This is a genomic window from Haladaptatus sp. AB618 (assembly GCF_024136965.1).
Taxonomy (GTDB): Archaea; Halobacteriota; Halobacteria; order Halobacteriales; family Haladaptataceae; genus Haladaptatus.
The window spans coordinates 1,040,434-1,063,499 of the sequence record NZ_JAMYJX010000001.1; the positions used below are offsets into that span (position 1 = coordinate 1,040,434).

Sequence of the window (23,066 nt, forward strand, 5' to 3'; positions counted from 1 at the left end):
GCCGTCGCTATCGCGGGCGTTTTCGGACGGATTCGTGGGCCGCCGTCTCGTCACCTTCCTCCACGGAGTACAGCCGTTTCACCGGTACCACGGTGTGCATCTTGGCCATGCCACCGTCGTGCCGTCGCCACTTGGTCGAATCGTGAAGGATGTAGCGCCGGGGGGCGCGCGCCTTCAGTTCGGCGACCAACTCGTCGAAGCGCTCGGCGTCGAAGCGCTCCTCGGAGACGAAGTCGGTATCTATGACCAACGAATCCCGGCGCGGGACGCGGTCGAGTCGGCCTTCGCAGACGCGTTCGAACTCGACCGCCAACGGCGGTAATTCGGTGTCGAGCGGGAGTTTGACGTACGCCTGCCTGTAGTCCGGTTGATCCGTTTTGCGCTTCCAGTACCGCGAGGCCCAATTCGTTATCCGTGTACCCATTCGCGTGCCACCTTGGATTAACCACTCAAACCGGGATAGTAGTCGTTTCGCTGTCCATATCTCCCGGATTCGTGATGCGTCAACGGACGACAATCCCCGAACACGGGGACGAACCTCCGCTCGAACGCGAAATTACGCGAATCTGAACGTTACCTCGACTACAGCACCGGCCATCGCCACGAGAACACTCGCGTCGGCGATGTATTCGTATGGCGGTTTCACCACGAGGAAGTAGTGGCCGAGAACGATGACTGCAGCGACGTAGAACGCGACGAACGTGGGATGGCCAGCGTCGTGGCTCATCGGCCATCCGGTGATCGCTGGCGGGAACCGGTTCTGGGTCGAATCTTACCGGCGCGTACCGAGCGGGGCCGGAATTCAGCTTTGTGCGTGTCTGTCGGCCCGCGACGGTGGCGGAATCTGTGCTTCGCTCGACCCCGGTGCGTCGGGAAGCAGACACCGCTCGGATTCGCGGTTGACGTGGGCGTACTGGTCGGGTGCGTTCGCCAGTGGATGGGCGGGATTCTGTTCGCTTCGGATCCGGGCGGCCCGAAGTTCGCCGAACCCGGCAATCCTGGCGCGGATACCCCGCCAATGGTACTTGCCCGCACGCGGGACGGAGAACGGTTTCGGCGGTCGCCAGTCCGTCCGGTTGTGGGCGAGAACGGCGTTGTTGACGTTGGCGGCCAGTTGATCGTGGTCTACCAACACGCCGACTCGTGCGTGCTTCGGTGCGCGGACGGCCAACACGTCGAGTCCGAGATGAAGTGCGCGATACTCGGCGACGTTGTTGTCGGGGACGCCGTCGTCGGGGACCGAGAGTCGGGCGACCCGCCTGCCGTCGCGTGTCTCGATGATGACGCCGAGACCACCGCTGCCCGTCTCTTGGTCGAACGACCCATCGCTCGTGATGTAGAAGTCACGATGGTGCGTGTGAGGCGGGTGGGCGATGTGCGGGGTGGGCGACTCATCGAACAGGTCACGTAATGAGGGATGACGGCCGTGAACGGCCATATTTGTCGTATCGATGTAGTATTACATAAATGTGCGGTTGGGTTCAGTAGGAAATGTCATGAGACAATAAAACGCGGGCGATGTTGTCCCATACCACAGATATATATGTAGTTACCCGCCATTTCAGGGTATGCCCGACGAGAGACTCAATCGGCGGACGTATTTGAAATTTGCAGGCGGTGCGGCAGCGTCGGCGGCCCTGGCTGGCTGTCTCGGTGGCGGCGACAACAACGACCAAAACGATGGTGGCTCAGGTACCGACAGTACCACATCGAGCACCGACAGCGGTGGAAACGGGAACTCGTCATCGGGCGACCTCCCCGCGACCATCACGCAGGGACAGATGCCGTCCACGCTCGACCCGCACAACCACCGGGAGACGACGACGGACAACGTCGTTCTCCAAGCCTACGAGGGCATCCTCTCGCGCGATAAGAAGGGAAAGATCACGAAAAAGTTGGCGACGAAGTACGAGCGAACCGGCGACAAGACGGTTGCGTTCACCATCCACGACGACGTGAAATTCCACAGTGGCGAGAAACTCACGCCGGAGGACGTCGCGTTCAGCGTCAACCGCATCGTGAAATCGGGCGTCGGGAACCTCGAAAGCCCACAGAGCGACCAACTCTCGGGCGTGACCGGCGCGGAGGTCAAAGACGGCAAAGTCGAGGTCACGTCGGACGGCGTGAACCCCATCGTGTTCGGCCTCTTTGCAACCTACTGCGACGTCATGCAGAAGAAGTGGGTGCAGAGCCACGAGAAGAACTACATCGCGAAGCACATGAACGGAACCGGCCCGTTCGAGCTCAAGAAGTACACCGAGGACGTGAAAGTCGTCTTCAAGCGCAACGAGGACTACTGGCGCGACCCGGCGTCGGTGTCGGAACTCACGTTCAACGCGGCGAAGGAATCGAGCACCCGGGTTAACCAACTGCTCAACGGCGAGACGGACATCATCGTCAACGTCCCGCCGCAGGATGCGGGGAACGTGAAGAATTCGAAGAAAACCACCCTCTCGGCCGTTCCGAGCACGCGCATCATCTACAACGCGATGCGCTACGACGCGAAACCGTTCGACAGCCCGAAGTTCCGACAGGCGATGAACTACGCCATCGACCTCGACAGCATCATCGAGAACATCCTCTCCAGTTTCGCTAGCCCGACCGGCCAACCGACGCTGGAAGGGTTCACCGGCTACAATTCGAACGTCAAACCGTACTCGGCGAAGAAGAAGAAGGCCGAACAGCTCGTCGAGGAGAGCGGCAACGCCGGGGCGAAGATCACGCTTCACACGCCCGTCGGACGGTATCTGAAGGACGTGGAAATCGCACAGGCGGTGGCAAAACAGATCGACCAGCTCAAGAACGTCAACTGTTCGGTGAAACAGCGTGACTTCAACTCGCTCGCCGGGGAGTTGACCGACGGCAAGATCGACACCGGTCCGAAGTTCTACCTCATCGGTTGGGGGAACGCGACGTTCGACGCGAGCCAGACCATCATCCCGCTCCTCACGACGAACGGGGCGCTCACGTCCTACAGCAACAAGGACGTGGACAAGATGATGAAGGAAGCACAGAACATGCCGGGCGGAGACAAGCGGAACCAGAAACTGTACAAAATCAACAAAACGCTCCACGACCAAGCGCCGTGGATCTTCCTCAACCGGCAGTACAGTGTGTACGGCGTCAGCCAGCGTATCAACTGGGAGGCTCGCCGTGACGAACGTATCGACGCCTACGCCATCTCTTCAAAGTAGATGAATCAGTTATCGATGGGGTGTTCATAGATGTCGATGGGACGGTTCCTGTTCCGACGGGGCTTACAGGGAATCTTCGTCATCTGGGGGGTCGTTACCGTGGTGTTTCTCCTCAGGTTCGTCACACCTGGAAGTCCGATCACGGTCATCGCTCCGTTGAACGCCTCGCCACAGTTGAAACACAGAATCGCAATGGAACTCGGCCTGAACAAACCGTTGTACGTCCAGTACGGCGAGTACATCTGGAACCTCTTGCACGGGGATATGGGGTACTCGTACGTCTCCGGGACGCAAGCCAGTTCGCGCATCTTCGCGCGGCTTCCGGCGACCATCGAACTCGCCGTCGCGTCGAGCATCGTCGCCATCGTGCTCTCGATCCCGTTGGGCGTCATCAGCGCGACGCGACGCCACGACCCGGTCGACTACCTGGCGACGACGTTCTCGTTGACGGGCATCAGCACGCCGAACTTCTGGCTCGGCATCATGCTGGTGTTGCTGCTGGCGGTCGGCGGGTCGTTCCCGACCGGCCATCGCGGCATGGGGTTCTTCCCGGCGGTGGAGATGCTTCTCACGCAGGGGAGCATTAGCGGACTCGTCTCGTGGGGGAAACACATCTTCCTCCCGGCGATCACGCTGGGAACGTACTTCACCGCGCTCATCACGCGGTTGACCCGGAGCGGCATGCTCGACGAACTCGGGAAGACCTACATCCGGGCGTCGCGGGCGAAGGGACTTCCGGAGACGCTCGTGCGATACAAGCACGCGCTTCGGAACACGCTCATTCCCGTCATCACCGTTCTCGGTCTGCAACTGGGGACGCTCATCGGCGGCGCGGTCATCACCGAGCAGGTGTTCGCGTGGCCCGGCCTCGGGACGCTGATCATCCACTCGATCAACACCCGTGACTGGCCGCTCATTCAGGGGACGCTCATCATCATCGGGACGGGCTTCGTCCTCGTGAATATCGCCGTGGACTTCCTGTATGCGTACATCAACCCGCAGGTGGTCTACGAATGATCTCGCCCCGGACGCTCCGGAACCTCAAACGTGAGTTCCGCAGCAGCCTGCTGGCGAAGATCGGCCTCGTGCTCGTCATCGCGGTCATCCTCGTCGCGGTGTTCGCGCCGTTCATCGCCCCGCACAACCCGTACAATCAGAATTTGGACGACTCGAAACTGCCGCCGCTCGGCTTCAGCAAGCAGACGACGCAGACGAGTTCGAAGATGGTCGATGGACAAGTGAAGATCGTCAACAACACGTCCTACGTGAAAGCACAGCCATCCCATCCGCTCGGGACCGACCAACTCGGAAGGGACATCCTCTCACGGGTCATCTACGGGGCGAGAACGTCGCTCCTCGTCGGTATCTTCGGGACCTTGTTGGCGATGCTCATCGGCGTCACCGTCGGACTGGTCGCGGGATACTACGGTGAACTCGTAGACGACGCACTGATGCGGAGCGCCGACATCATGCTGGCGTTCCCGTCGCTCGTGTTGGCGATTGCGCTCGTCGGCATGTTCGACCAACAGGTCATCAGGGTACCCGACCCCTTCGTGGCCAGCGGCCTCGTTTCCGGGATGCCCGCCAAAATCGGGGTCTCGGCGACGGTCGTCGTCGTCGTCGCGCTCGTCAACTGGGTGTGGTTCGCCCGCGTCTCACGCGGCGAGGCGCTGACGGTCGTCGGCGAGGAGTACGTCAAGGCGGCCCGCTCGGTGGGTGCGAAGCACTCGTTCGTCCTTCGTAAACACATCCTGCCGAACAGCGTGACGCCCATCATCGTGCTGGCGACCATCCAGATTGCGGCCATCATCCTGCTCGAAAGCTCGCTGTCCTACCTCGGTTTCTCCGGAGTGAACCTCTCGTGGGGCTTCGACATCTCGCAGGGGAAGGACTACCTCGCCACGTCGTGGTGGATTTCGACGGTTCCGGGATTGGCCATCGTCATCACCGTCATCGGCATCAACCTCGTCGGTGACTGGTTGCGCGACGCGCTCGACCCCGGCATCGACGGCGAAGGGGGTGGCGTATGAGCGACCTGCTTCGCGTGCGTGACCTCTCGACCCGATTCTTCACGGAAAACGGGCAGGTCAACGCCTGTGAGTCCATCAGCTTCGACGTGCGGGAGGAGGAAGTGTTCGGCGTCGTCGGCGAATCGGGGTCCGGAAAGAGCGTCGCCGCGCTCTCCATCATCGACCTCGTGGAGTCGCCCGGCAGGATCACGTCGGGCGAGGTGTGGTATCGGAACGCCACGCTCGCCGAGGAAGTCGGAGACAATCGTCCCGAGGCGGTCGATGGCGAGTTCGTGGACATCCGGCAGTTGACGACGCGGGAACGCCGCGCCCTGCGCGGCCCGTCGTTCAGCATGATCTTCCAGGATCCGATGAGTAGCCTCAACCCGTCGATCACGGTCGGCGAGCAGATCGCCGAGGCGGTCGAAGTCCAACGACGGGCGAAGTCGAATCCGCGTTCGACGCGCTCGCGGACGCAGGGCTACGGTCTCGGAAGCCTCATCGCGGGAACCATCTTCCCGTCCCGGGACTACGTCAGCGAACCGAGTCGGGCGAAGGCCATCGAACTGCTCGAACAGGTCGGGATTCCCGACCCGGCGGACCGTGCCGACGAGTATCCCCACCAGTTCTCGGGCGGGATGCTCCAGCGGGCGATGATCGCCCAAGCGCTCGCCGGTGAACCCGACCTGCTCATCGCCGACGAACCGACGACGGCACTGGACGTGACCATTCAGGCCCAGATCCTCGACCTGCTTCGGGAGTTGCAGGCCGACACGGGCATGAGCATCATGCTCATCACGCACAACCTCGGCGTCGTCGCCCGGATGTGCGACCGCGTCGGCGTGATGTACGCCGGAGAACTGGTCGAACACGGGACGCTCGAAGACGTGTTCGACGACTCGGTCCACCCATACACGCAGGGACTGCTCGGGTCGCTTCCCGACTTGGAGGACCCTGCACCGCGGCTGCAACCCATCGAGGGGAACGTCCCCGACCTGATCGATTCGGAGATGGACGACCGCTGTTACTTCGCCGACCGCTGTCCGAAGGCGATGGAGGAGTGTCTGTCACATCCGTCGATGCACGACGCGGGTGGCAGTCCCGAACACGAAGCGCGCTGTGTGCTCACCGAGATGGAGTACGACGAGGCGAGAGCACTTCCGTCGAACTACTTCGAGGGCGACGAACGAACCGAACCCATGGAGGCAAACGATGACTGACCACCTCGTCCGCGTCGAGGAACTGCAGAAGTACTACTTCGAACAGGACACGCTGACCGACCGCCTGCTCGGCCGCGAACCCAAGAGCGTAAAAGCCGTCGATGGCATCTCCTTTGCCATCGAGGAGGGCGAGACGCTCGGACTGGTCGGCGAATCCGGCTGTGGCAAATCCACGACCGGCGAGACCCTGCTGGGTCTCCGCGACGCGACCGACGGTCGCGTCGTCTTCGACGGCCGGGACGTCTACGACATGGACGACCTGACCGAGTTTAGAAAGCGGGCGCAGGTCGTCTTTCAGGACCCGTTCTCCAGTCTGGACCCACGGATGACGGCGGGCGAAATCATCCGCGAACCGCTGGACGTCCACGGCGTCGATTCGCGGGCGGAACGACGCGAGCGCGCCCAGGAACTCATGGAGCGCGTCGGTCTCTCCTCGGGACAGATCGATCGCTATCCACACGAGTTCTCGGGCGGCCAGCGCCAGCGTATCGGCATCGCCCGGTCGCTCGCGCTGGAACCGGAGTTCATCGTGTTGGACGAACCCGTCTCGGCGCTGGACGTCTCCGTGCAGGCGCAGGTGCTCAACCTCCTGCAGGACCTGCAGAACGAACTCGGCCTGACGTATCTGTTCATCGCCCACGACCTCTCCGTCGTTCGGCACATCTCGGATCGCGTGGCGGTGATGTACCTCGGCGAAATCGTGGAACTCGGGCCGGTGGACGAGATCTTCAACGATCCACAGCACCCCTACACGAAGGCGCTACTGGAGAGCGTGCCGCGCGCCGACACCAGCGAACAGGAACGCGACATCAACACGCTGTCGGGCGACGTGCCGTCGCCGCGAAACCCGCCGTCGGGATGTCACTTCCGGACGCGGTGTCCGAACGTCATTCCGCCCGAGGACGTCCGGATCTCCCAGTCGGCGTACCGCGAGGTGATGGACTACCGCGAACGCCTCGAATCGGGCGACCTGACGCGTCACGGCGTTCGGGAGTTGGCCGCCGGGACGGAGGAGAACCCCGAGGAAATCGGCGACGAGGCGCTGATCACCGAGTTGTGGGACGAACTGTTCGACCACGAACTCGACGGCGACAACCGCGAAACGGTCGCCGAATCGTTCGAGCGGTTCGTCTCCGGCGACCGCGAGGGTGCCGTCGCCGTCATGCGTGACCGCTTTGCGAGCGTCTGCGAGCGTCAGAATCCGGTGCTCCAGAACCGCGAACATCCGGCGGCCTGCCACCTCTACGACCAACCGGAACCGCCGAAGACGGAGTCGGAATCCGAACCGGGAATCGAATCGTCGGCCGACTAACCTCCCCCGATTATTTTCACGCTTCGAACCCGTGTCCGTGGACGAAGAGTTATACGCGAAGAAGCACTACTAGATGAACCCCAATGGTCGCCCGTGAGTACGATTTTTGGCTGCTCGATCTGGACGGGACGCTCATCGACATCGACCCGGCATACGTTCGCTCGGTGTTCGACCGCGTGAGCGACCGTCTCGGACGCGAATTTACCGACTACGAATCCGAAATCATTTGGCACGGTCTCGGCGGGTCACGCGACGCGCAACTCAGCGCGTGGGGTATCGACCCCGTCGAGTTCTGGGAGGTGTTCCACTCCATCGAGGACCCGCAGGTCCGTGCGGAGAACACTTTCCTTTACGACGACGCCGAATTCGTCGCCGACCTCGACTGTCCGGTCGGATTGGTAACCCACTGTCAGCGCTTTTTGACCGACCCGGTGCTCGACGGACTCGACATCCGCGACTGGTTCGACACCGTCGTCTGCTGTGACGAACAGTTGGGCTGGAAACCGAATCCCGAACCGGTCGAACACGCCATGACACAACTCGGCGTCGGCACGAACGAGCGCGGCGTCCTCGCTGGCGACGGATCGAGCGACATCGGTGCGGCGTGGAACGCGGGGTTGGACGCCGTCCACGTCGAACGCCACGACCCGTCCCGGAGAAAACAGTGCGTGCTCGGTGATTACCGAATCAACAGCTTCGACGAGCTATGGATGAACTCCCGGCAGACGTTCGAGAACACCGACTAACGTCGAATCGACCGTCGATGCCAGTTCCGCTACGCCCTCCTTCTCCTCGCGGTTGGGATTGACGAGAATTCGAACCCGTTCCTCGCCGAGCGGGACGAATCCCAACCCGAGTTTTTCCGCCGTCGAGCGCAGGCCGAGTCCCACATCCGCCGCGCCTGCAGCGACTTTTCTCGCCGGGCTTTCGTGGGCCTTCACGGTGAGTTCGAACCCATCGATGGATTCGACCAGTTCGTGACGGGTCGTATCGCGGTCGTCGGCGAGGTCGGCGACTGCGTTGCCGAGCGTCGTCCGGAGACCAGAGTCGGTCCCACGATTGATGAACCGCAGGTCTCGGTCCACGAGGTCGGCCAACCCGTCGATGTCCTCGGGATTTCCGGACGGGACGACCAGCCCCCACTCGCGGTGATAGGACGCCAGTTCGGTGCCACCGCTCGCGTCCGAGGCGGAGTCGTTCGCCGTCCCAGCGGAACCACGTTCGGCGTCTCCGGACACGACCGCGAAATCCGGCACACCGTTCCGGAGGCGGCGCAGACCTTCCCGGCTACCGAACGGGAGATAGCGCGGCGAGTCGAGGGAATCGAGCAGTCGGGAGAGCGCGGGGTCGTCCTCGCCGACGCCGAGGACCGAGGGGGTCCGAACGTCGGGCGAGAACAGTCGCACGGAGACTTCCTCGCCCTCCCCGAGATACGCCGTATCCGGTGGGACCGTCACGACGCCGTCGGCTTCCACGAGGCTGGTCGTCGCTCCGCTTCCCTTGTCGACCGGATAGGCGAGCGTGCGGCCGTGTTCGTCCTCGACCAAGCCGGTCGGCATGAGTCGCATCCGACCCTCGTCGTAGCGTTCCTCGGCGGCCATCCGGGCTTCGACGGTCGCTGTGGCTGGTTCCGGGAGTCCGGCGGCATCGCGGATGGCGGGCGCGACGAAGGTCTGGAAGATGGTCAACGCGGAGACGGGATACCCCGGCAGGCCGACGTACGCCGAATCGGGGAACCGCCCGACGAGCATCGGCTTGCCGGGTTTGACGGCGACGCCGTGGAGCAGGAGTTCGCCGCGCGATTCGATGACGCGGTAGATCACGTCCACCGCGCTCGCGCTGGTCGATCCGGACGACAGGACCAGGTCGCACTCCTCGGATGCCTCCAACAGCAGGCGCTCCATCTCCTCGTAGTCGTCGCCAGCGTGCGGATAGAGGACAGGGTCTCCGCCCGCTTCCGCCACGGCGGCCGCCGTCGTGTAACTGTTCACGTCGTAGATCTGTCCCGACTCGTCCGACAGCGGGTTGCCGGGACGGACGAGTTCGTCGCCGGTGGAGATGATGCCGACGGTCGGCGTTCCGCGGACGGGTACTTCGTCCACGCCGAGCGCCGACAGCAGCCCGATTTCGCGGGCGGTGAGTCGCGTTCCCGGTCCGAGCGCACGTTGACCCGCCGCGATGTCCGCCCCGGCGAGCATGGTGTGTTCTCCGGGCGTGAGAGCGGTACGGACTTCCACGCCGTCCGTTCCCTCGCGCTCGACGTAGTCGGTTCGTTCGACCATCACCACGGCGTCCGCGCCGGGCGGCATCACGGCCCCGGTGGAAATCTCGACGGCTTCGCCCTCGCCGACCTCCACGTCGGGTTCCGTCCCCGCGTGCACCTCTCCCACGAGGTCGAGGACGGCAGGGTCGGCCTCGTTCGCGCCGAAGGTATCCCTCGCCTGGACCGCGAAGCCGTCCATGCTCGCCCGGTCGAACCCCGGCACGTCGCGGTCGGCGTCGAGTCGCTCGGCCAGTACTCTACCGCGCGCTTCGGTGAGCGAGACGTACTCGGGGTCCGCCGAGAGGTCCAACGAGGCGATCGCTTCGTGTGCCTCCTCGGGTTCCGCGAGGTCGCGGAACTCCTTTCGATCGGTCATGCCGACCACTCCCAGTTTCCGACCGCGACGGTCTCTCCCGCGGGAATCCCCTCGCGCTCCTCGGGGACTTCGACCCATCCATCCGCCAGCGCGACGCTGGAGAGGATGCCCGAACCGCTCGTTCGCGTGGGGGTGGCCGACCGCTCTTCCCCGTCCTCATTCACCGTCACCCGAACGAACGATCTGATACCGGGTTCGCTTCGAATCTTGCGTTCGAGCAGTGCATCCGTCGTCGGGAAATCATCGAGCGGCAGGTTGCCCGTCCACTTCAGCGCGGGCCGGACGAATTGGACGGCGTTGATGATGCAGGCGACCGGATAACCCGGCAACATCACGATCGGGGTTTCCTCGCCATCCGGGTCGGAATCCTCCGAATTCTCAGAATTTTCACTGGCCATCGTGTCGTGTTCGATGATACCGAGGGCGACCGGGTGGCCCGGTTTCAGCGCGACGCCGTGGACGATCACTTCGCCGATGGAGTCGACGACTTCCGGAAGCAGATCCCGCTTCCCCACGGACGAGCCACCCGTCGTGACGACGATGTCGTGGTCGAGGTTCGACTCGATCGCTTCGCGGAGCGCCGTCTCGTCGTCGGTCACCACGTCGTGATACGTCGCGTCGCCACCCCACCGCTCCACGAACCGGGAAACCGTGAGGCCGTTGGTTTCGACCACTTCGCCCGGATCAGGGTCGGTTTGCACGAGTTCCTCACCGGTCGGAATCACGGCGATCCGCGGCGGTTCGTAGACGGTCACTTCGCGCACGCCGACGGATTTCAGCATGCCGAGGTCGGACGGCCGCAGACGATGGCCCTGCTCGTAGAGCGACTGTCCCCTCTCGACATCCTCGCCGACGGGTGCGACGTTTTCGCCCTCCGCGACGGCATCGAACACTTCGATGTCGGTTCCGAACTCGTCCGTTTGCTCTATCATCACTATCGCGTCCGCCCCCGCCGGTACTTCGCTCCCGGTGTGGACCCGAACTGCCGCGCCGGGGCCCATTTCCTCCGCTCTTCGGAGGGCTTCGGGCGACCGGCCGCTGGCACCGAAGGTGTCCCGTGCCCTGACGGCGTAGCCATCCATCGCGGCCTGCGAGTAGTGGGGGACGTTTCGCGGGGCGACGATTTCCTCGGCGAGCACCCGATCATCCGCGTCGAGCAGCGGGACGGATTCGGTGCGGTCGTGTCCGGCGACGACCTCTTGTAGTTGCTCACGCGCCGCCGCCACGCGTGTCGTTTCCTTGAACCCGGACTGCTTTCTGTCCGGTTGGTGGTCGCTCATATGAACCCGTTCGGGACGGCGGGCAAAAAGGAAGCGGGGAACACTTATCGTCTCGTAGACAACACGGTTCGGCATGGCCCTCCCTGATCAACCGCTCGCCCTGTTGATCGCCGCCGTCGCCGCGATTCTCGGCTGTGCCCTGTTGTGGTACGGTGGCCGCGAACTCCTCCTCTCGTATCGAATCCTGACCAACGACCCGAGCGACGTGATGTCGCTCGGTGACGGCGGGCCTGTCGAGGTGGAAGGTACCGCGCAAGCCCAGGGCGGAACCCTCACGTCCCCGTTTACCGGGAACGAGTGTCTGGCATACGAGTACGAAGTCAAGGAAGAACGAAACTCCAAGAACGGGCGTAGTTGGACGACCATCGACAGCGGCTACAACTTCACGGCGTTTCGCATCGAGGACGGGACGGCCAGCGCGCTCGTGGACCCTCGCTCGGCCGACTTTCGGTTGAGTGCCGAACGTTCCATCGACGTTCGCGGCGGGAAACGACCGCCCGAACCGATACGGGAGTTCATCCGGCGAAACGAGGACGTCGGGTCGGAGGAGAAGAGCCTCGACTTGAAACTGTTCGAGTTGAACACCGGAAAGGACCGAAAATACATCGAGAGACGCCTCGATGTCGGCGAATCGGTTCACATCCTCGGCGAGGCGCGGTACGACGCCAGTGCGGGGAGCGAGGCCGGGGAGGTGAACACCATCATCGGGTCCGGCGGCGACACCAAGTTCGTCATCTCGGATACGGACGAACGCGGTGCAGCGCGGCGTGCGGCGTGGAAGGGTCTCCCGTACGTGGTCGCCGGAGTCCTGTTTTTCGCCATCGGTGCGTTCGTCCTCGGCCTGTAATTCGACCGCCAAGACCGCACCCTTTTTCGGCCCTGCGTCCTAAGACGCAACTATGTCAGCGCTGCGCGATGCGTTGCGAGAACTCCCGGATGCCGTGTTCGCAGACCTACTGGAGAGCGACGGGGAGTACCTCCTCGTCCTCGACATGCCCGGCGTCACCGAGGAAACTATCGACATCGACGTGACGAATGGCCGCCTCCAGATCGAAGCGCGGCGCGAGAAGGACGTTCCCATCGAGTTCGACTACCTGAGCGAGGAACGCCCGCTCTTCCTCGATGCCGAACTGCCGCTTCCGCCGGATGCGACCGGCTCAGGTGCGGAAGCGACGGTTTCCCGTGGTGTGCTCGAAATCACGCTCCCGAAACGGACGTCGGCTCCCGAGGAGTCGGTGCCGGTTACGAGCCGTTAAGCGCGGGTGGTCACACTGGTATTTCTCCGCGCATATCGTCGGTTCGTTATCGTCGCATGGCAGTTCTTGCCGCTGCTGGTGAGCTATGCCCGCGACCGGAATCGGTTCCTGTTCTTCGGGTCGTCACGGCAGGTGACGAGCGAGATGCGACGGGAGCGGGCGGATACGCTCCTCAGTTCGCTTTTGACCCTCGGTCCGACGTTCATCAAACTCGGGCAACTACTGTCGAGCCGTCCCGACGTTCTCCCGCCGGAGTACGTGGACGAGCTTTCGAAACTGCAAGACGAAGTCCCGCCCGCCCCGTGGGAGGACGCTCAAAACGTCCTCGAAGCGGAACTCGGCCCCATCGAGGACAACTTCGAGGAGTTCGACACTGACGCGATCAGCGGTGCGAGCCTCGGGCAGGTGTACGACGCGCGAATCGACGGCGAGCGCGTCGCGGTGAAGGTCAGACGCCCCGGCATCGAGGACCTGGTCGCGGCCGACCTACGAGTCATTCGCTGGTCGCTTCCCGTTCTCATGCGATTTTTGGGCCAGGGACGGGCCTTCTCGCTCGAAAACCTCGCCGACGAGTTCGGTCGGACGATCCGGGAGGAGATGGATTACGACCGCGAGGCGTCGATGCTGAACGAGATTCGGACGAACTTCGAGGACGACCCCGATATCGTCATCCCGCGCGTCATCGAGAGCCACTCCGGTTCCCGCGTCCTCACGATGGAGTTCCTCGGCGGCACGAAGATCAACCGGATAGACGAACTTGACGAGGAGGGACTCGACCGCCACGAACTCGCCGTAAACCTCCAGCGGGCCTACCTCCAGATGATAATTCAGGACGGCGTGTTCCACGCGGACCCGCATCCCGGTAACCTCGCCGTCACGGACGATGGCAGCATCATCTTCTACGACTTCGGCATGAGCGGGCACGTGGACGACTTCATCCAGCGTAAGATCGTCGAGTTCTACATCGCGGTGGCGAACCAGGACATCGAAGGGATCCTCGACGCGCTCATCGAGATGGGAACCCTCAGCCCCGAAGCCGACCGCAGGACGATGGGACAGGTGATGGAACTCGCCATCGAGGACGCCCGCGGCGAGGACATCGAGACCTATCGCGTCCAACAGATCGTCTCGCAGGTCGAGGACACGATCTACGAGTTCCCGCTCCGCCTGCCGTCGAACCTCGCGCTCGTCCTGCGGGTGGCGACGGTCGTGGAGGGCGTCTGTGTCACCCTCGATCCCGGCTTCGACTTCATCGCGGTGGCGACGGAGTACCTCACCGAGGAGGGGTACCGCGAGGAGTCGATCAAACAGTACGTCTCGGAGACGGGCGATCAACTACAGGCGTCGGCCCAGTCGCTCGTCCGGACGCCGCCCAAACTGGAGCGCGCGTTGGACAGAATCGACCGCGACGACCTGTACGCCCGCGTCAGCATCGAGGACGACAACGACGTGTTCGACCTGCTGGCCAAACGGCTCATCTACGGCATCCTGCTCGCGTTCGGCGGGTTGACGACGGCGGTGTTGTACGTCGCAGAGGCGTTCCCCGCCGCCGCCGTCGCCGGACTGATTTCGCTGTTCGTCACGTTCCTGCTCTATCGTTCGTTCCGCAAACGGCGCGGGATTCGAACGACCCCACAGTTCACCCGACAGAACTTGCGGGAACGGGACGGGGAGTAGGGAAACCGATTCGTGTTCGATTCGTTCCACAATCTTTTTCCAAATTCTGGTCATTGAATTGAACAATGACGACCACCGTCACTCCCTCCAGTACCAGCGACCACGAGAGCCACTGGTGGATACTCCTGTTGCCGGGTTTGATTTCTGCTTTCATCGCCACCGTCGCGCTCGGGGTTGCCGGACTCGTGCTCCACGGCGAACCGCCGCTCTCGGTTTCGACGCTCCCCGCTCCGATAACGTTCGTTCTCGGGCTTGCGTTACTCACTGCGCCCGCCGCCGTCGCCATCGGTATCCACTTCGACCGAAAGTACGTCGCGTCGGTGTCCGAGTGGAAACCCCGTTCCGAATACGTCCTCCTCGGTGTCGCCATGTGGTTCGGCATCGGTATCCCGTTCGCCCTGTTGTACCTCTATCGCCGCCATCAGTACCTCGGCATCCCCTGAGTCGAACTCACGGCGTCAATCCCATGGGGACGAGCGGTGCCGAAGATCGAACCGTCCGCTTTACCGAACGACTACCGAATCGAATCCACAACGGCGGGACCGGAACTCAGCGGTTTCCGGTCAGTACGAGGAAAAGACCGAACAGTACACCCACCACGACGAGGCCGATGCCTCCGATTCCGTATAGTTTCGGTGTACTGTACTGGAGTTGGCTACCGTATTTCAGGATCGCCGCGGACAGGAGGAGCGTAAGTCCCGATCCGGTGAGAACGGTTGCGAGGTCGAATCCGATTGGATTACCAATGTCTGGCACGAACTTAATTGCCAGCGACGGTGGATACAGCTATTGCTTGCAGATACAAGCAATCGACGGTGATCGGTGTTCGAATGCAATCGACGAGTCGTCACGACCAAGACGAGTTGCCCACGCCCACCGCGACTCCGCTCCGACCGTTCCCGAAAACACCATCTCCCTGACTGCCACATTCCGTAGCTTTTCCCCTCCCCCTCGCCAAGACTCGGTATGCAAATCGAACCCTTCGGCTTGGAACGCTGGTTCGCCGAATACGAACACGAGGCCGACATCATGTTGGCCGAGAGCGGCATCCGGAGCCTCGACGCCGACCGCTTCGACCTGAACCCCGGCGAGTTGGGCTACGTCATCCCGACGAACGGCGACCCCGAGTTCCGCGCCGAGGTGGGCGAGCGCTACGGCCGGAGCGCCGACGAGGTGCTGTTCACCTGCGGAACACAGGAGGCGAACTTCCTGGCCTTCCTGAGCCTGTTGGACGAGGACGGGCATGCCGTGGTAGTCACCCCGACCTATCAGGCCCTCCACACGGTGCCCGCCTCGATGGGCGAGGTGACGAGGGTGTCGCTCGAACCGCCCGAATGGGAACTCGACGTGGACGCCGTCGCCGACGCGATTCGGGAGGAGACGAACGTCATCGTCCTGAACAACCCGAACAACCCGACCGGGCGGTATCACCCGCAAGAGACGGTCGAAGCGCTCTACGACCTCGCGGAGGACGCCGGGGCGTACCTGCTCTGCGACGAGGTGTACCGACTGCTGTCCGACGATCCGGTGGACCCCGTGGCGAGCATGGGCGAGTACGGTATCAGCACGACGAGTTTGACGAAGGCGTACGGACTCGCCGGTCTTCGGTTCGGTTGGCTCGTCGGCGCGGATGACGTCGTGGACGGCGCGTGGGAGTGGAAGGATTACACGACAATCTCGCCGGGCATCATCGACCAGCACGTCGCCCGGCAGGCGCTCGGCGAGCACGAGGAGGACATTCTGGCCGAGAACCGCGAACTCGCGGCGAGCAACCGCGCCCGCGTGCGGGAGTTCGTGAACGACCACGGCTTGGAGTGGTACGACCCGGTGGGCGTGAACGGTTTCGTCCGGATTCCGGACGGCTTCGAGGACAGCGAGGCGTTCTGTCGCGGTGTGGTCGAGGAGGAGAGCGTCGTCCTCGCGCCGGGGAACCTGTTCGGGTTCGACCGCTACTTCCGAATCGGGTTCGGCCTGCCCGCCGACGAGTTGGAGGACGGACTGGGGCGCGTCGAGTCGTTTCTCGACCGACACGCGTAACCGCCGCTGTTCTCCCGTATCCCTCGTGTCCTCCTGAACCCCTCGGATTTCAGAGTTTCGACTGTCGGAAAAGCGAATTCGAGCAGTAAAAACGACAGCGGAGAACGGAGAAGTCAGTAACTGCGAACTTTCGGCTCGTACTTCTTGTTCTCGCCTTCGAGGATGGTCGGCCTGTACCAGAGTTCCGGCGTGCCGTCGTTCCACGAGAGCATCGTGTGTTTCAGCCACACGTCGTCGCGGCGGTTCTGGTTCTCCTCGCGCCAGTGAGCGCCACGGAACTCGTCGCGAGCGAGCGCGCCGAGCGTGATGGCCTCACCCAAATCGAGGAGGTTGCGCATCTCGATGGTGTGGATGAGGTCGGTGTTGAACGTACGGGACGGGTCGTTGACGTACACGTCGCCGTAGGACTTCCGAATCTCGTGGATGTCTTCGAGCGCCTGCTTGAGACCCTCCTCGTTTCGGAACACGTTGACGTTGTCCGTCATCGTCTTCTGGAGTTTGGCGCGCAGTTCGGCCTGCTGGACGCCGTCGTCCTTTTCGAGAAGCGTCTCGATACGGGCACGTTCGGCTTCCAACGTGTCTTCGACGGTCTGGGACGGGTCGGCGAGCGAGGTCCCGCCGTCGGCTACGGCACTGTCGTCGTCCGAATCGACCGCACCGGGTTCGACGGGCGTATCGACGTCGCCCATCTCGATGTCGCCGCTCTGTCCGGTCTGAATCTCCGGTTCGCCGAGGTCCTCGCCCGCGGCGTGGCGTCCGGCGCGGGCACCGAAGACGATGAGTTCCGGCAGGGCGTTGCCGCCGAGACGGTTCGACCCGTGGACGGACACGCAGGCACACTCGCCCGCGGCGTACAGTCCGGAGATGCAGGTCTCGCCGTTCTCGTCGGTTTCGATGCCACCCATCGCGTAGTGCTGGCCGGGTTTGACCGGCATCGGTTCTTCGAGCGCGTCGACGCCCTCGAAGTCCCGCGCGAGGTGGAGGATGTTTTCGAGACGGTCCGTGATGCGCTCCTCGCCGAGGTGGCGCATGTCGAGGTGGACGTACTCGTCGTTGATGCCGCGTCCGTTGTTCACTTCGGTCAGTTCGGCACGGGCGACCACGTCACGGGAGGCGAGTTCGCCGTCGTTGTTCGCGTAGCCGTGCTCGAACATGAACCGTTCTCCCTCGCTGTTGTAGAGGATACCACCTTCGCCACGCACACCTTCGGAGATGAGAACACCGGTCGAAGGGAGCGTTGTCGGGTGGAATTGGATGAACTCCATGTCCTCCAGCGGGACACCCGCACGGTATGCCATCGCGGCACCGTCGCCGGTGTTGGCAACCGCGTTGGTCGTGTGGTCGAAGACCTGCCCGAGACCACCGGTCGTCAGGATGACGCCGTTTTTGGCGGTGAAGCCTTCGATCTTGCCGGTCTGGATGTCGTAGCCGACGACACCGTGACAGCTACGTTCCGAGGGGTCGTCTTCGTCCGTGACGGCGAGTTGGGTGACGTACCATTCGTCGTACACCTGAATGCCGCGTTTGACGACCTGCTCGTACATCGTGTGGAGCAGGTGGTGACCCGTCTCCGCCCCGGCGTAGGTCGTCCGGGCGAACGACAGTCCACCGAACGGGCGCTGGGAGACGCGTCCGTCGTCCTCGCGGGAGAACGCCATTCCCCAGTGTTCGAGTTGGATGGTCTCTTTCGGGCTATCCTGACAGAGAGTTTCGATCGCTGGGGCGTCGCCGAGATAGTCCGACCCCTTCATGGTGTCGTAGGCGTGGAGTTCCCAGTCGTCGCCCTCTCTGAGTGCCGCGTTGATACCGCCTTCCGCTGCGCCGGTGTGGCTTCGAACGGGGTGAAGCTTCGTGACGAGGGCGACATCTGCGCCCTGCTCGTGGGCCGCGATGGCCGCACGAAGCCCCGAACCGCCAGCACCGACGACGATTACGTCGTGTTCGTACATTGTGTCTGAATTTGGCTTACCAGAACTTGAGGTTGTTCTTCACTGCCGAGCGCTTGAGTTCCTGGATGTGCTCGGTCAGCGGGATGTCTTTCGGGCAGACGTTCGTACAGGAGAACTGGGTCTGACAGCGCCAGACGCCGTGTTCCTGGTCGAGAATGTCGTACCGGTGTTGGTGCATCTCCTCGCCCTCGCGGTCGTCCATGGCGAATCGGAACGCCTTGTTCAGCGCCGCCGGGCCGAGATACTGGTTGTCGCCCGCCGCGATGTTACACGAGGACATACATGCCCCACACCAGATACAGCGTGTGGACATCTTGATCTTCTCGCGGTTCTCGCGGGATTGTCGCTGTTCTTCGAGTTCGTCACTCGGCTTCTCGCTCGTCTGGAAGTACGGTTCGACCGAGTGCATCTGGTCGTAGAAGTGCTCCATGTCCACGACGAGGTCCTTGACGACCTCCGCGTGCGGGAGCGGTTCGACGCGAACCGTTCCCTTCAGATCGGAAATCTGGGTCTGACAGCCCAGTCGCTGCGTGCCGTTGATGAACAGCGCGTCGCTGCCGCAGATGGCCTGTCGGCAGGAGTGACGGAAGGTGAGCGTCGTGTCGAAGTGGTCACGCGCGTAGATGAGCGCGTCGAGGACGGTCATCCCCTTCTCGTACGGAACGTGGAACTCGTCGAACCGCGGTTCCATCTTCCCCTCGACTTCGGGGTCGTAGCGGAACACCTTGAGGCGAACCGTCTCCCCGTCCGTCTCGGTCGATTCCTGCACTTTCGATGGTTCGTTTCCCCCCTTCTCGGCCCGTCGGCGGTCGCCGGGGGTTTCGGTGCGTTCGGTCTCGCTTTCCTGGTCCGCGTCTTCGGATAGTTGCGTGCTCATTTACATCAACCCGTTCATGGTGAGTGCGACGTAGATACCCTGAATGGCCAGCAGGAGGCCGGCCACGACGAGTACCCATTTCACCGCCGTCTTTCGGCTTCCCGTGAGACCCTGGTTCAGCAGGGCCGCGTACACGCCGTTCACGCCGTGGAACGTCGCCGTGAGGAGGAACAACGTCATCGTGGCGAAGTATCCCCACTGGGACATCCGCGCCTGCGTTCCGAGGAAGGTCACGTCCTCGGCGTGGTTGACGAAGTGGAGCATGAAGAGGTGGAACGCCAGCACGACGATGAGGAACGCCGCCGTAACGCGCTGGAGGAACCACGACATGCTGCCGCTTCGGAACGAGGAGTAGCGCTCTGCCATTTCAGAACGCCCCCGAGAGTAGCGTCGGAATGCTCGCCAACACGATGATGGCGGTCACGATCAGCGACGCGTAGAAGCTCTTGTCCTGCGATTCCAGTCCGAGTCCGAGGTCGATAAAGAGGAGTCTGACGCCGTTGAGAATGTGGAAGACAGCCACGGCGATCAGTCCGACTTCGGCGATTCGGATGACGGTTAGCCCTTCGAGACCCTGGATCGTTTGGGTGTAGTAGTGCCCGTTACCGACAGTAGAGGTACTCAGCACGGCGATATGTGTGAACAAATAGCCGATGAGCACCCACCCGGTAAATTTGTGGAAGATCCAGGCCCACATGCCGGCCGAAAACTCACGCCATCGGCCGAAGTCCTCAATGAGGCCTCGATCATACGATTGACTCATGCCACTCGAATGGTCGGTACCGGGGGCAAATAGAAGTTACTACCTGTCCGCGTATGCGCCCCGAAAGTGCACCTCGATTGACCACTCGCCCCCTCAGTACCGAATCCGAAACGGACGCGCATCTCCGGGTCTCTATCGGCTCATCTCTACAACAAATACGGCGAACGTTTGAGTGTTTACAGGAACTAACTATCAGTAATATTCAAACCACAGATTGCCGCTTTCGGGATGAAGCGGCAACCGTCGCGGATATCGGGGTTACTGGTCGCCGAGTTCGGGTGCCCCGACGTAGCCCGGCGGTTGCACGTCGCCCTCGGTTTCCGCGTGTGCCCGGTCGCGTTTCAGCGCGCGGCGGGTGTCCGCGTTCAGTTCCACGATGTGACAGAGCGGGTTTCCGGGGTAGACCACCGGATTCTCCAGCACACCGACGAGCAGGCCGGTGAACGGTGCCTTGACGGACTCGCTTTCGGTCTTGAACGGGTTCGTGATGGAACAGATTGGCGTCCCCTCGTACACCAGCGAGCCACGGTCGTAATGCATCTCGACGAGGCCCCCGACGTCCGCGCGGAGCCACGTCTTTTCCTTCTCGTCGTCGATGACGGTTCGCCATCCGGGCCACTTCACCGGGTCGTCGGGGTGGAGATTGTACTCCGCGAAGGCGCTCATCACTCCTTCGAGCGCTCGGTCGATGAAGTGTCGTTGGAAGCGGTGTGCTTCGCCCATCTCGATGGTGATGGTCGGAATTCCCGAATCGGAGGCCTCCCGACGGAGCGTTCCGGACGAACCGTGCGAGGAGATGATGACGTTCGAACCGAACGCGCGGGCGAGTCGGACGACTTCGGGATTCTCCATATCAGCACGAACGTGGAGCATGTTCGTCCGGCCGCGTGTGGACGTGTGGAAGTCGATGCCGAAATCGCACGGTTCGAGGAAGTTGCGATAGATCTGATCGGCCATCCGCTTCGCGCTCGTGGACCCCTGACGCCCCGGGAACGAGCGGTTCAGGTCGCGGTCGTAGATGGGGAGGTATCGCTGTTGGGCGAGGAACCCGGGGACGTTCATCACGGGGAGACAGACGATGGTCCCGTGCAACTCCTCGTGATTCCAGTCGTAGGCGACTTCACGGACGACTTCGATACCGTTGAGTTCGTCACCGTGGGCCGCCGCAGAGAGAAAGACGGTCGGGCCGGGATACTCCCCGTTGACGATGGTAACGGGAATCCGAACCGGATCACCGAGATACGTCTCGCTGATTCCGTACCGGATGTTTTGGATTTCGCCCGGTTCCACGATACCGCCATTGTACGTGAACGGCTCCGCCTCGTCCCCGGTCATGTACACCACTCAGGGAGCACCGTATAAAAATATACTACTACACATGTCCCGTTCCGAAACTATTCTGTGGGGGACGTTGACGCTTCAAATCAACTGGGAACGATTTAAGACCGGACGGACGAAATGTACGTTAATGGATTCTAACGGCTCACCTGTACGGGTTGGGGTACTCAGTCTACACAACAGCAAGGAAACGAAAGCGATCTGCAACGCTATCGAGGATCTCGGTCACGAACCGGAGTGGCTTCGCCACGAAAACACCGCGGTCGAAATCGAGAATGGGGAAGTCACGCTCGAACCGGATATCGACGTCGTCGCCAACCGCCTTCTGCTCTCCAATACTGAACAACCGTCCGAAGCGCTCGGACTCGCGAACATCTACGACTCTCTCGTTCCGATTCTCAACCGACCGCACGCGGTTATGACGGCCATTCACAAGTTCTCGACCGCGGCGAGTCTCACGAACGCCGGAGTCCAAGTTCCGGATGCGCTTCTCGCGCTCGACACCGACCGCCTCAACGACGGTCGGGCGAACTACGGCGAGGAGGCCGTCTACAAAACCGCCATCGGAACTCACGGCGGTGGGACGTGGAAGGTCGGTCCGGACGAACTCGTCAATCCGCGCGTGGGAGATCGACAGGCGTTCTTACAGGACCTCATCGAGCGCGACGAGGGACGACACCGCGACCTTCGCGTCTACGTCGTCGGCGACCAGATCGTCGGCGCGATGAACCGCTACGCCCCGGAAAACGACTGGCGGACGAACGTCGCGCTCGGCGGCGACGTCGAGGACATGACCGACGAACTGCCGGACGAAGTCGTCGATATCGCCCGGCGGGCGACCGACGTCGTCGGACTCGACTACGCCGGTGTGGACCTCATCGAGGGGAACGACGGCTGGTACGTCCTGGAAGTCAACCCGACGGCCGGGTTCAAAGGCCTGTACAAGGCGACCGGCCGAAGTGCGGCCCCGTACATCGCGAAGGCGGCGATCGAGGCGGGCGGCGGGGAGGTCGACCACCAGCGCGTGGATGAGTTGTCCGCGACGTTGGACGACTCCGTCCCGTCCTGCAAGCCCGTCAGCAGTAGTCCGGAACCGACCGAAACCGTCGTCATCGGCTACACAGAGGAAGTGCTGGTGAGCGGAACCAGCGGGTCGGAAACCGTCGTCGCGAAATCCGACACGGGTGCAACCCGGTCGAGTATCGACACGAAACTCGCCGCCCAGATCGGTGCCGGTCCCATCAAGAGCATGACCCGCGTCAAGTCGGGCAGCAGCAAGTCGAGCAAATCGCGCCCCGTCGTGGACGTGGTCATCGGCGTCGGCGGCAACCGCCACACCGTCACCGCGAGCATCGAGGACCGAAGTCACATGGACTACCCGGTCCTCCTCGGTCGGGACATCCTCGAACATTACCAGGTGGACGTGCGCCGCCGGGTCGATGCCGAGGACGAAGCCGAGATGGAAGAGGAAGAGGAGCACGCCGAAGAATAAGCAGGGTAAGGCGGACAGCTTTT

At 62.7% G+C, this 23,066-nt stretch carries 23 protein-coding genes; 12 read left to right on the plus strand and 11 right to left on the minus strand.

What is annotated here, in order from left to right; translation table 11 throughout:
- Positions 1–7: 7 nt before the first annotated feature.
- The 3 genes from NKF26_RS05590 to NKF26_RS05600 all read right to left on the minus strand — a co-directional run bounded on the left by NKF26_RS05590 (position 8) and on the right by NKF26_RS05600 (position 1,438).
- Positions 8–424, minus strand: coding sequence for a hypothetical protein (locus tag NKF26_RS05590; protein WP_253227238.1), 417 nt, complete (start codon positions 422–424; stop codon positions 8–10).
- Positions 425–556: 132 nt separating this feature from the next.
- A complete protein-coding gene (locus NKF26_RS05595) occupies positions 557–727 on the minus strand; it encodes a hypothetical protein (RefSeq protein ID WP_253227239.1) in 171 nt (56 codons plus the stop codon).
- A 75-nt stretch (positions 728–802) separates the two neighbouring features.
- Positions 803–1,438: a reverse transcriptase-like protein gene (locus NKF26_RS05600; protein ID WP_253227240.1), complete on the minus strand. Its 636-nt coding sequence runs from the start codon at positions 1,436–1,438 to the stop codon at positions 803–805.
- Between the two features lie 130 nt (positions 1,439–1,568).
- Between NKF26_RS05600 and NKF26_RS05605 the strand changes: the two genes are divergently transcribed.
- The 6 genes from NKF26_RS05605 to NKF26_RS05630 all read left to right on the plus strand — a co-directional run bounded on the left by NKF26_RS05605 (position 1,569) and on the right by NKF26_RS05630 (position 8,481).
- Positions 1,569–3,194, plus strand: coding sequence for an ABC transporter substrate-binding protein (locus NKF26_RS05605; protein ID WP_253227241.1), 1,626 nt, complete (start codon positions 1,569–1,571; stop codon positions 3,192–3,194).
- A gap of 30 nt (positions 3,195–3,224) precedes the next feature.
- Positions 3,225–4,211, plus strand: a complete 987-nt coding sequence (locus tag NKF26_RS05610) for an ABC transporter permease (RefSeq protein ID WP_253227242.1) — start codon at positions 3,225–3,227, stop codon at positions 4,209–4,211.
- On the plus strand, positions 4,208–5,224 hold the full coding sequence (locus tag NKF26_RS05615; RefSeq protein WP_253227243.1) for an ABC transporter permease: 1,017 nt from the start codon (positions 4,208–4,210) through the stop codon (positions 5,222–5,224). The genes NKF26_RS05610 and NKF26_RS05615 overlap by 4 nt, the downstream gene beginning before the upstream one ends.
- A complete protein-coding gene (locus NKF26_RS05620; protein WP_253227244.1) occupies positions 5,221–6,423 on the plus strand; it encodes an ABC transporter ATP-binding protein in 1,203 nt (400 codons plus the stop codon). The genes NKF26_RS05615 and NKF26_RS05620 overlap by 4 nt, the downstream gene beginning before the upstream one ends.
- Positions 6,416–7,735 (plus strand): ABC transporter ATP-binding protein, encoded by a 1,320-nt coding sequence (locus tag NKF26_RS24275; protein WP_303647117.1) that lies wholly within the window; start codon positions 6,416–6,418, stop codon positions 7,733–7,735. The genes NKF26_RS05620 and NKF26_RS24275 overlap by 8 nt, the downstream gene beginning before the upstream one ends.
- A gap of 83 nt (positions 7,736–7,818) precedes the next feature.
- Positions 7,819–8,481 (plus strand): HAD family hydrolase, encoded by a 663-nt coding sequence (locus NKF26_RS05630; RefSeq protein WP_066145406.1) that lies wholly within the window; start codon positions 7,819–7,821, stop codon positions 8,479–8,481.
- Here NKF26_RS05630 and NKF26_RS05635 read toward each other — a convergent pair.
- Together NKF26_RS05635 and glp are read right to left on the minus strand one after the other, a co-directional pair.
- Positions 8,440–10,374 (minus strand): molybdopterin biosynthesis protein, encoded by a 1,935-nt coding sequence (locus tag NKF26_RS05635; RefSeq protein WP_253234075.1) that lies wholly within the window; start codon positions 10,372–10,374, stop codon positions 8,440–8,442. The genes NKF26_RS05630 and NKF26_RS05635 overlap by 42 nt on opposite strands.
- Complete coding sequence (gene glp / locus NKF26_RS05640) at positions 10,371–11,654, minus strand: gephyrin-like molybdotransferase Glp (protein WP_253227246.1); 1,284 nt, start codon at positions 11,652–11,654, stop codon at positions 10,371–10,373. The genes NKF26_RS05635 and glp overlap by 4 nt, the downstream gene beginning before the upstream one ends.
- A gap of 73 nt (positions 11,655–11,727) precedes the next feature.
- On the opposite strand from glp, the gene NKF26_RS05645 reads away from it, so the two are divergent.
- The 4 genes from NKF26_RS05645 (at position 11,728) to NKF26_RS05660 (ending at position 15,030) form a co-directional block, all read left to right on the plus strand.
- A complete protein-coding gene (locus NKF26_RS05645; RefSeq protein WP_253234076.1) occupies positions 11,728–12,501 on the plus strand; it encodes a hypothetical protein in 774 nt (257 codons plus the stop codon).
- 52 nt (positions 12,502–12,553) lie between these two features.
- Positions 12,554–12,910: an Hsp20/alpha crystallin family protein gene (locus NKF26_RS05650; RefSeq protein WP_066145412.1), complete on the plus strand. Its 357-nt coding sequence runs from the start codon at positions 12,554–12,556 to the stop codon at positions 12,908–12,910.
- 6 nt (positions 12,911–12,916) lie between these two features.
- The gene (locus NKF26_RS05655) at positions 12,917–14,587 is read left to right on the plus strand and encodes an AarF/UbiB family protein (RefSeq protein ID WP_253227248.1); all 1,671 of its coding nucleotides are present in this window, start codon (positions 12,917–12,919) and stop codon (positions 14,585–14,587) included.
- A 65-nt stretch (positions 14,588–14,652) separates the two neighbouring features.
- On the plus strand, positions 14,653–15,030 hold the full coding sequence (locus NKF26_RS05660; RefSeq protein WP_253227249.1) for a hypothetical protein: 378 nt from the start codon (positions 14,653–14,655) through the stop codon (positions 15,028–15,030).
- Between the two features lie 106 nt (positions 15,031–15,136).
- Here NKF26_RS05660 and NKF26_RS05665 read toward each other — a convergent pair whose 3' ends face one another.
- On the minus strand, positions 15,137–15,343 hold the full coding sequence (locus tag NKF26_RS05665) for a hypothetical protein (protein ID WP_253227250.1): 207 nt from the start codon (positions 15,341–15,343) through the stop codon (positions 15,137–15,139).
- Positions 15,344–15,553: 210 nt separating this feature from the next.
- Here NKF26_RS05665 and NKF26_RS05670 point away from each other — a divergent pair, with 210 nt between their 5' ends.
- Positions 15,554–16,624 carry an aminotransferase class I/II-fold pyridoxal phosphate-dependent enzyme gene (locus NKF26_RS05670; RefSeq protein WP_253234077.1) on the plus strand — a complete coding sequence of 357 codons (1,071 nt, stop codon included), beginning with the start codon at positions 15,554–15,556 and terminating at the stop codon, positions 16,622–16,624.
- Between the two features lie 113 nt (positions 16,625–16,737).
- Here the strand turns inward: NKF26_RS05670 and NKF26_RS05675 are convergent, their stop codons facing one another.
- The 5 genes from NKF26_RS05675 to NKF26_RS05695 all read right to left on the minus strand — a co-directional run bounded on the left by NKF26_RS05675 (position 16,738) and on the right by NKF26_RS05695 (position 21,548).
- Positions 16,738–18,573 carry an FAD-binding protein gene (locus NKF26_RS05675; protein WP_253227252.1) on the minus strand — a complete coding sequence of 612 codons (1,836 nt, stop codon included), beginning with the start codon at positions 18,571–18,573 and terminating at the stop codon, positions 16,738–16,740.
- Between the two features lie 16 nt (positions 18,574–18,589).
- On the minus strand, positions 18,590–19,450 hold the full coding sequence (locus NKF26_RS05680) for a succinate dehydrogenase/fumarate reductase iron-sulfur subunit (RefSeq protein ID WP_066145437.1): 861 nt from the start codon (positions 19,448–19,450) through the stop codon (positions 18,590–18,592).
- A complete protein-coding gene (locus NKF26_RS05685) occupies positions 19,451–19,816 on the minus strand; it encodes a succinate dehydrogenase hydrophobic membrane anchor subunit (protein WP_253227253.1) in 366 nt (121 codons plus the stop codon).
- A gap of 1 nt (position 19,817) precedes the next feature.
- Complete coding sequence (gene sdhC / locus NKF26_RS05690) at positions 19,818–20,213, minus strand: succinate dehydrogenase, cytochrome b556 subunit (RefSeq protein WP_253227254.1); 396 nt, start codon at positions 20,211–20,213, stop codon at positions 19,818–19,820.
- 258 nt (positions 20,214–20,471) lie between these two features.
- On the minus strand, positions 20,472–21,548 hold the full coding sequence (locus NKF26_RS05695) for a succinylglutamate desuccinylase/aspartoacylase family protein (protein ID WP_066146615.1): 1,077 nt from the start codon (positions 21,546–21,548) through the stop codon (positions 20,472–20,474).
- A gap of 133 nt (positions 21,549–21,681) precedes the next feature.
- Between NKF26_RS05695 and NKF26_RS05700 the strand changes: the two genes are divergently transcribed.
- Positions 21,682–23,043, plus strand: coding sequence for a RimK family alpha-L-glutamate ligase (locus NKF26_RS05700; RefSeq protein ID WP_253227255.1), 1,362 nt, complete (start codon positions 21,682–21,684; stop codon positions 23,041–23,043).
- Positions 23,044–23,066: the final 23 nt, after the last annotated feature.

Coding starts and splice junctions, on each gene's coding strand:
- NKF26_RS05645 (WP_253234076.1), top strand. CDS start 11,728: ATGGCCCTCCCTGATCAACCGCTCGCCCTGTTGATCGCCGCCGTCGCC.
- NKF26_RS05620 (WP_253227244.1), top strand. CDS start 5,221: ATGAGCGACCTGCTTCGCGTGCGTGACCTCTCGACCCGATTCTTCACG.
- NKF26_RS05650 (WP_066145412.1), top strand. CDS start 12,554: ATGTCAGCGCTGCGCGATGCGTTGCGAGAACTCCCGGATGCCGTGTTC.
- NKF26_RS05695 (WP_066146615.1), bottom strand. CDS start 21,548: ATGACCGGGGACGAGGCGGAGCCGTTCACGTACAATGGCGGTATCGTG.
- NKF26_RS05700 (WP_253227255.1), top strand. CDS start 21,682: ATGGATTCTAACGGCTCACCTGTACGGGTTGGGGTACTCAGTCTACAC.
- NKF26_RS05675 (WP_253227252.1), bottom strand. CDS start 18,573: ATGTACGAACACGACGTAATCGTCGTCGGTGCTGGCGGTTCGGGGCTT.
- NKF26_RS05615 (WP_253227243.1), top strand. CDS start 4,208: ATGATCTCGCCCCGGACGCTCCGGAACCTCAAACGTGAGTTCCGCAGC.
- NKF26_RS05635 (WP_253234075.1), bottom strand. CDS start 10,374: ATGACCGATCGAAAGGAGTTCCGCGACCTCGCGGAACCCGAGGAGGCA.
- sdhC (WP_253227254.1), bottom strand. CDS start 20,213: ATGAGTCAATCGTATGATCGAGGCCTCATTGAGGACTTCGGCCGATGG.
- NKF26_RS05590 (WP_253227238.1), bottom strand. CDS start 424: ATGGGTACACGGATAACGAATTGGGCCTCGCGGTACTGGAAGCGCAAA.
- NKF26_RS05595 (WP_253227239.1), bottom strand. CDS start 727: ATGAGCCACGACGCTGGCCATCCCACGTTCGTCGCGTTCTACGTCGCT.
- NKF26_RS05605 (WP_253227241.1), top strand. CDS start 1,569: ATGCCCGACGAGAGACTCAATCGGCGGACGTATTTGAAATTTGCAGGC.
- NKF26_RS05630 (WP_066145406.1), top strand. CDS start 7,819: ATGGTCGCCCGTGAGTACGATTTTTGGCTGCTCGATCTGGACGGGACG.
- NKF26_RS05670 (WP_253234077.1), top strand. CDS start 15,554: ATGCAAATCGAACCCTTCGGCTTGGAACGCTGGTTCGCCGAATACGAA.
- NKF26_RS05600 (WP_253227240.1), bottom strand. CDS start 1,438: ATGGCCGTTCACGGCCGTCATCCCTCATTACGTGACCTGTTCGATGAG.
- NKF26_RS05610 (WP_253227242.1), top strand. CDS start 3,225: ATGTCGATGGGACGGTTCCTGTTCCGACGGGGCTTACAGGGAATCTTC.
- NKF26_RS24275 (WP_303647117.1), top strand. CDS start 6,416: ATGACTGACCACCTCGTCCGCGTCGAGGAACTGCAGAAGTACTACTTC.
- NKF26_RS05680 (WP_066145437.1), bottom strand. CDS start 19,450: ATGAGCACGCAACTATCCGAAGACGCGGACCAGGAAAGCGAGACCGAA.
- glp (WP_253227246.1), bottom strand. CDS start 11,654: ATGAGCGACCACCAACCGGACAGAAAGCAGTCCGGGTTCAAGGAAACG.
- NKF26_RS05660 (WP_253227249.1), top strand. CDS start 14,653: ATGACGACCACCGTCACTCCCTCCAGTACCAGCGACCACGAGAGCCAC.
- NKF26_RS05685 (WP_253227253.1), bottom strand. CDS start 19,816: ATGGCAGAGCGCTACTCCTCGTTCCGAAGCGGCAGCATGTCGTGGTTC.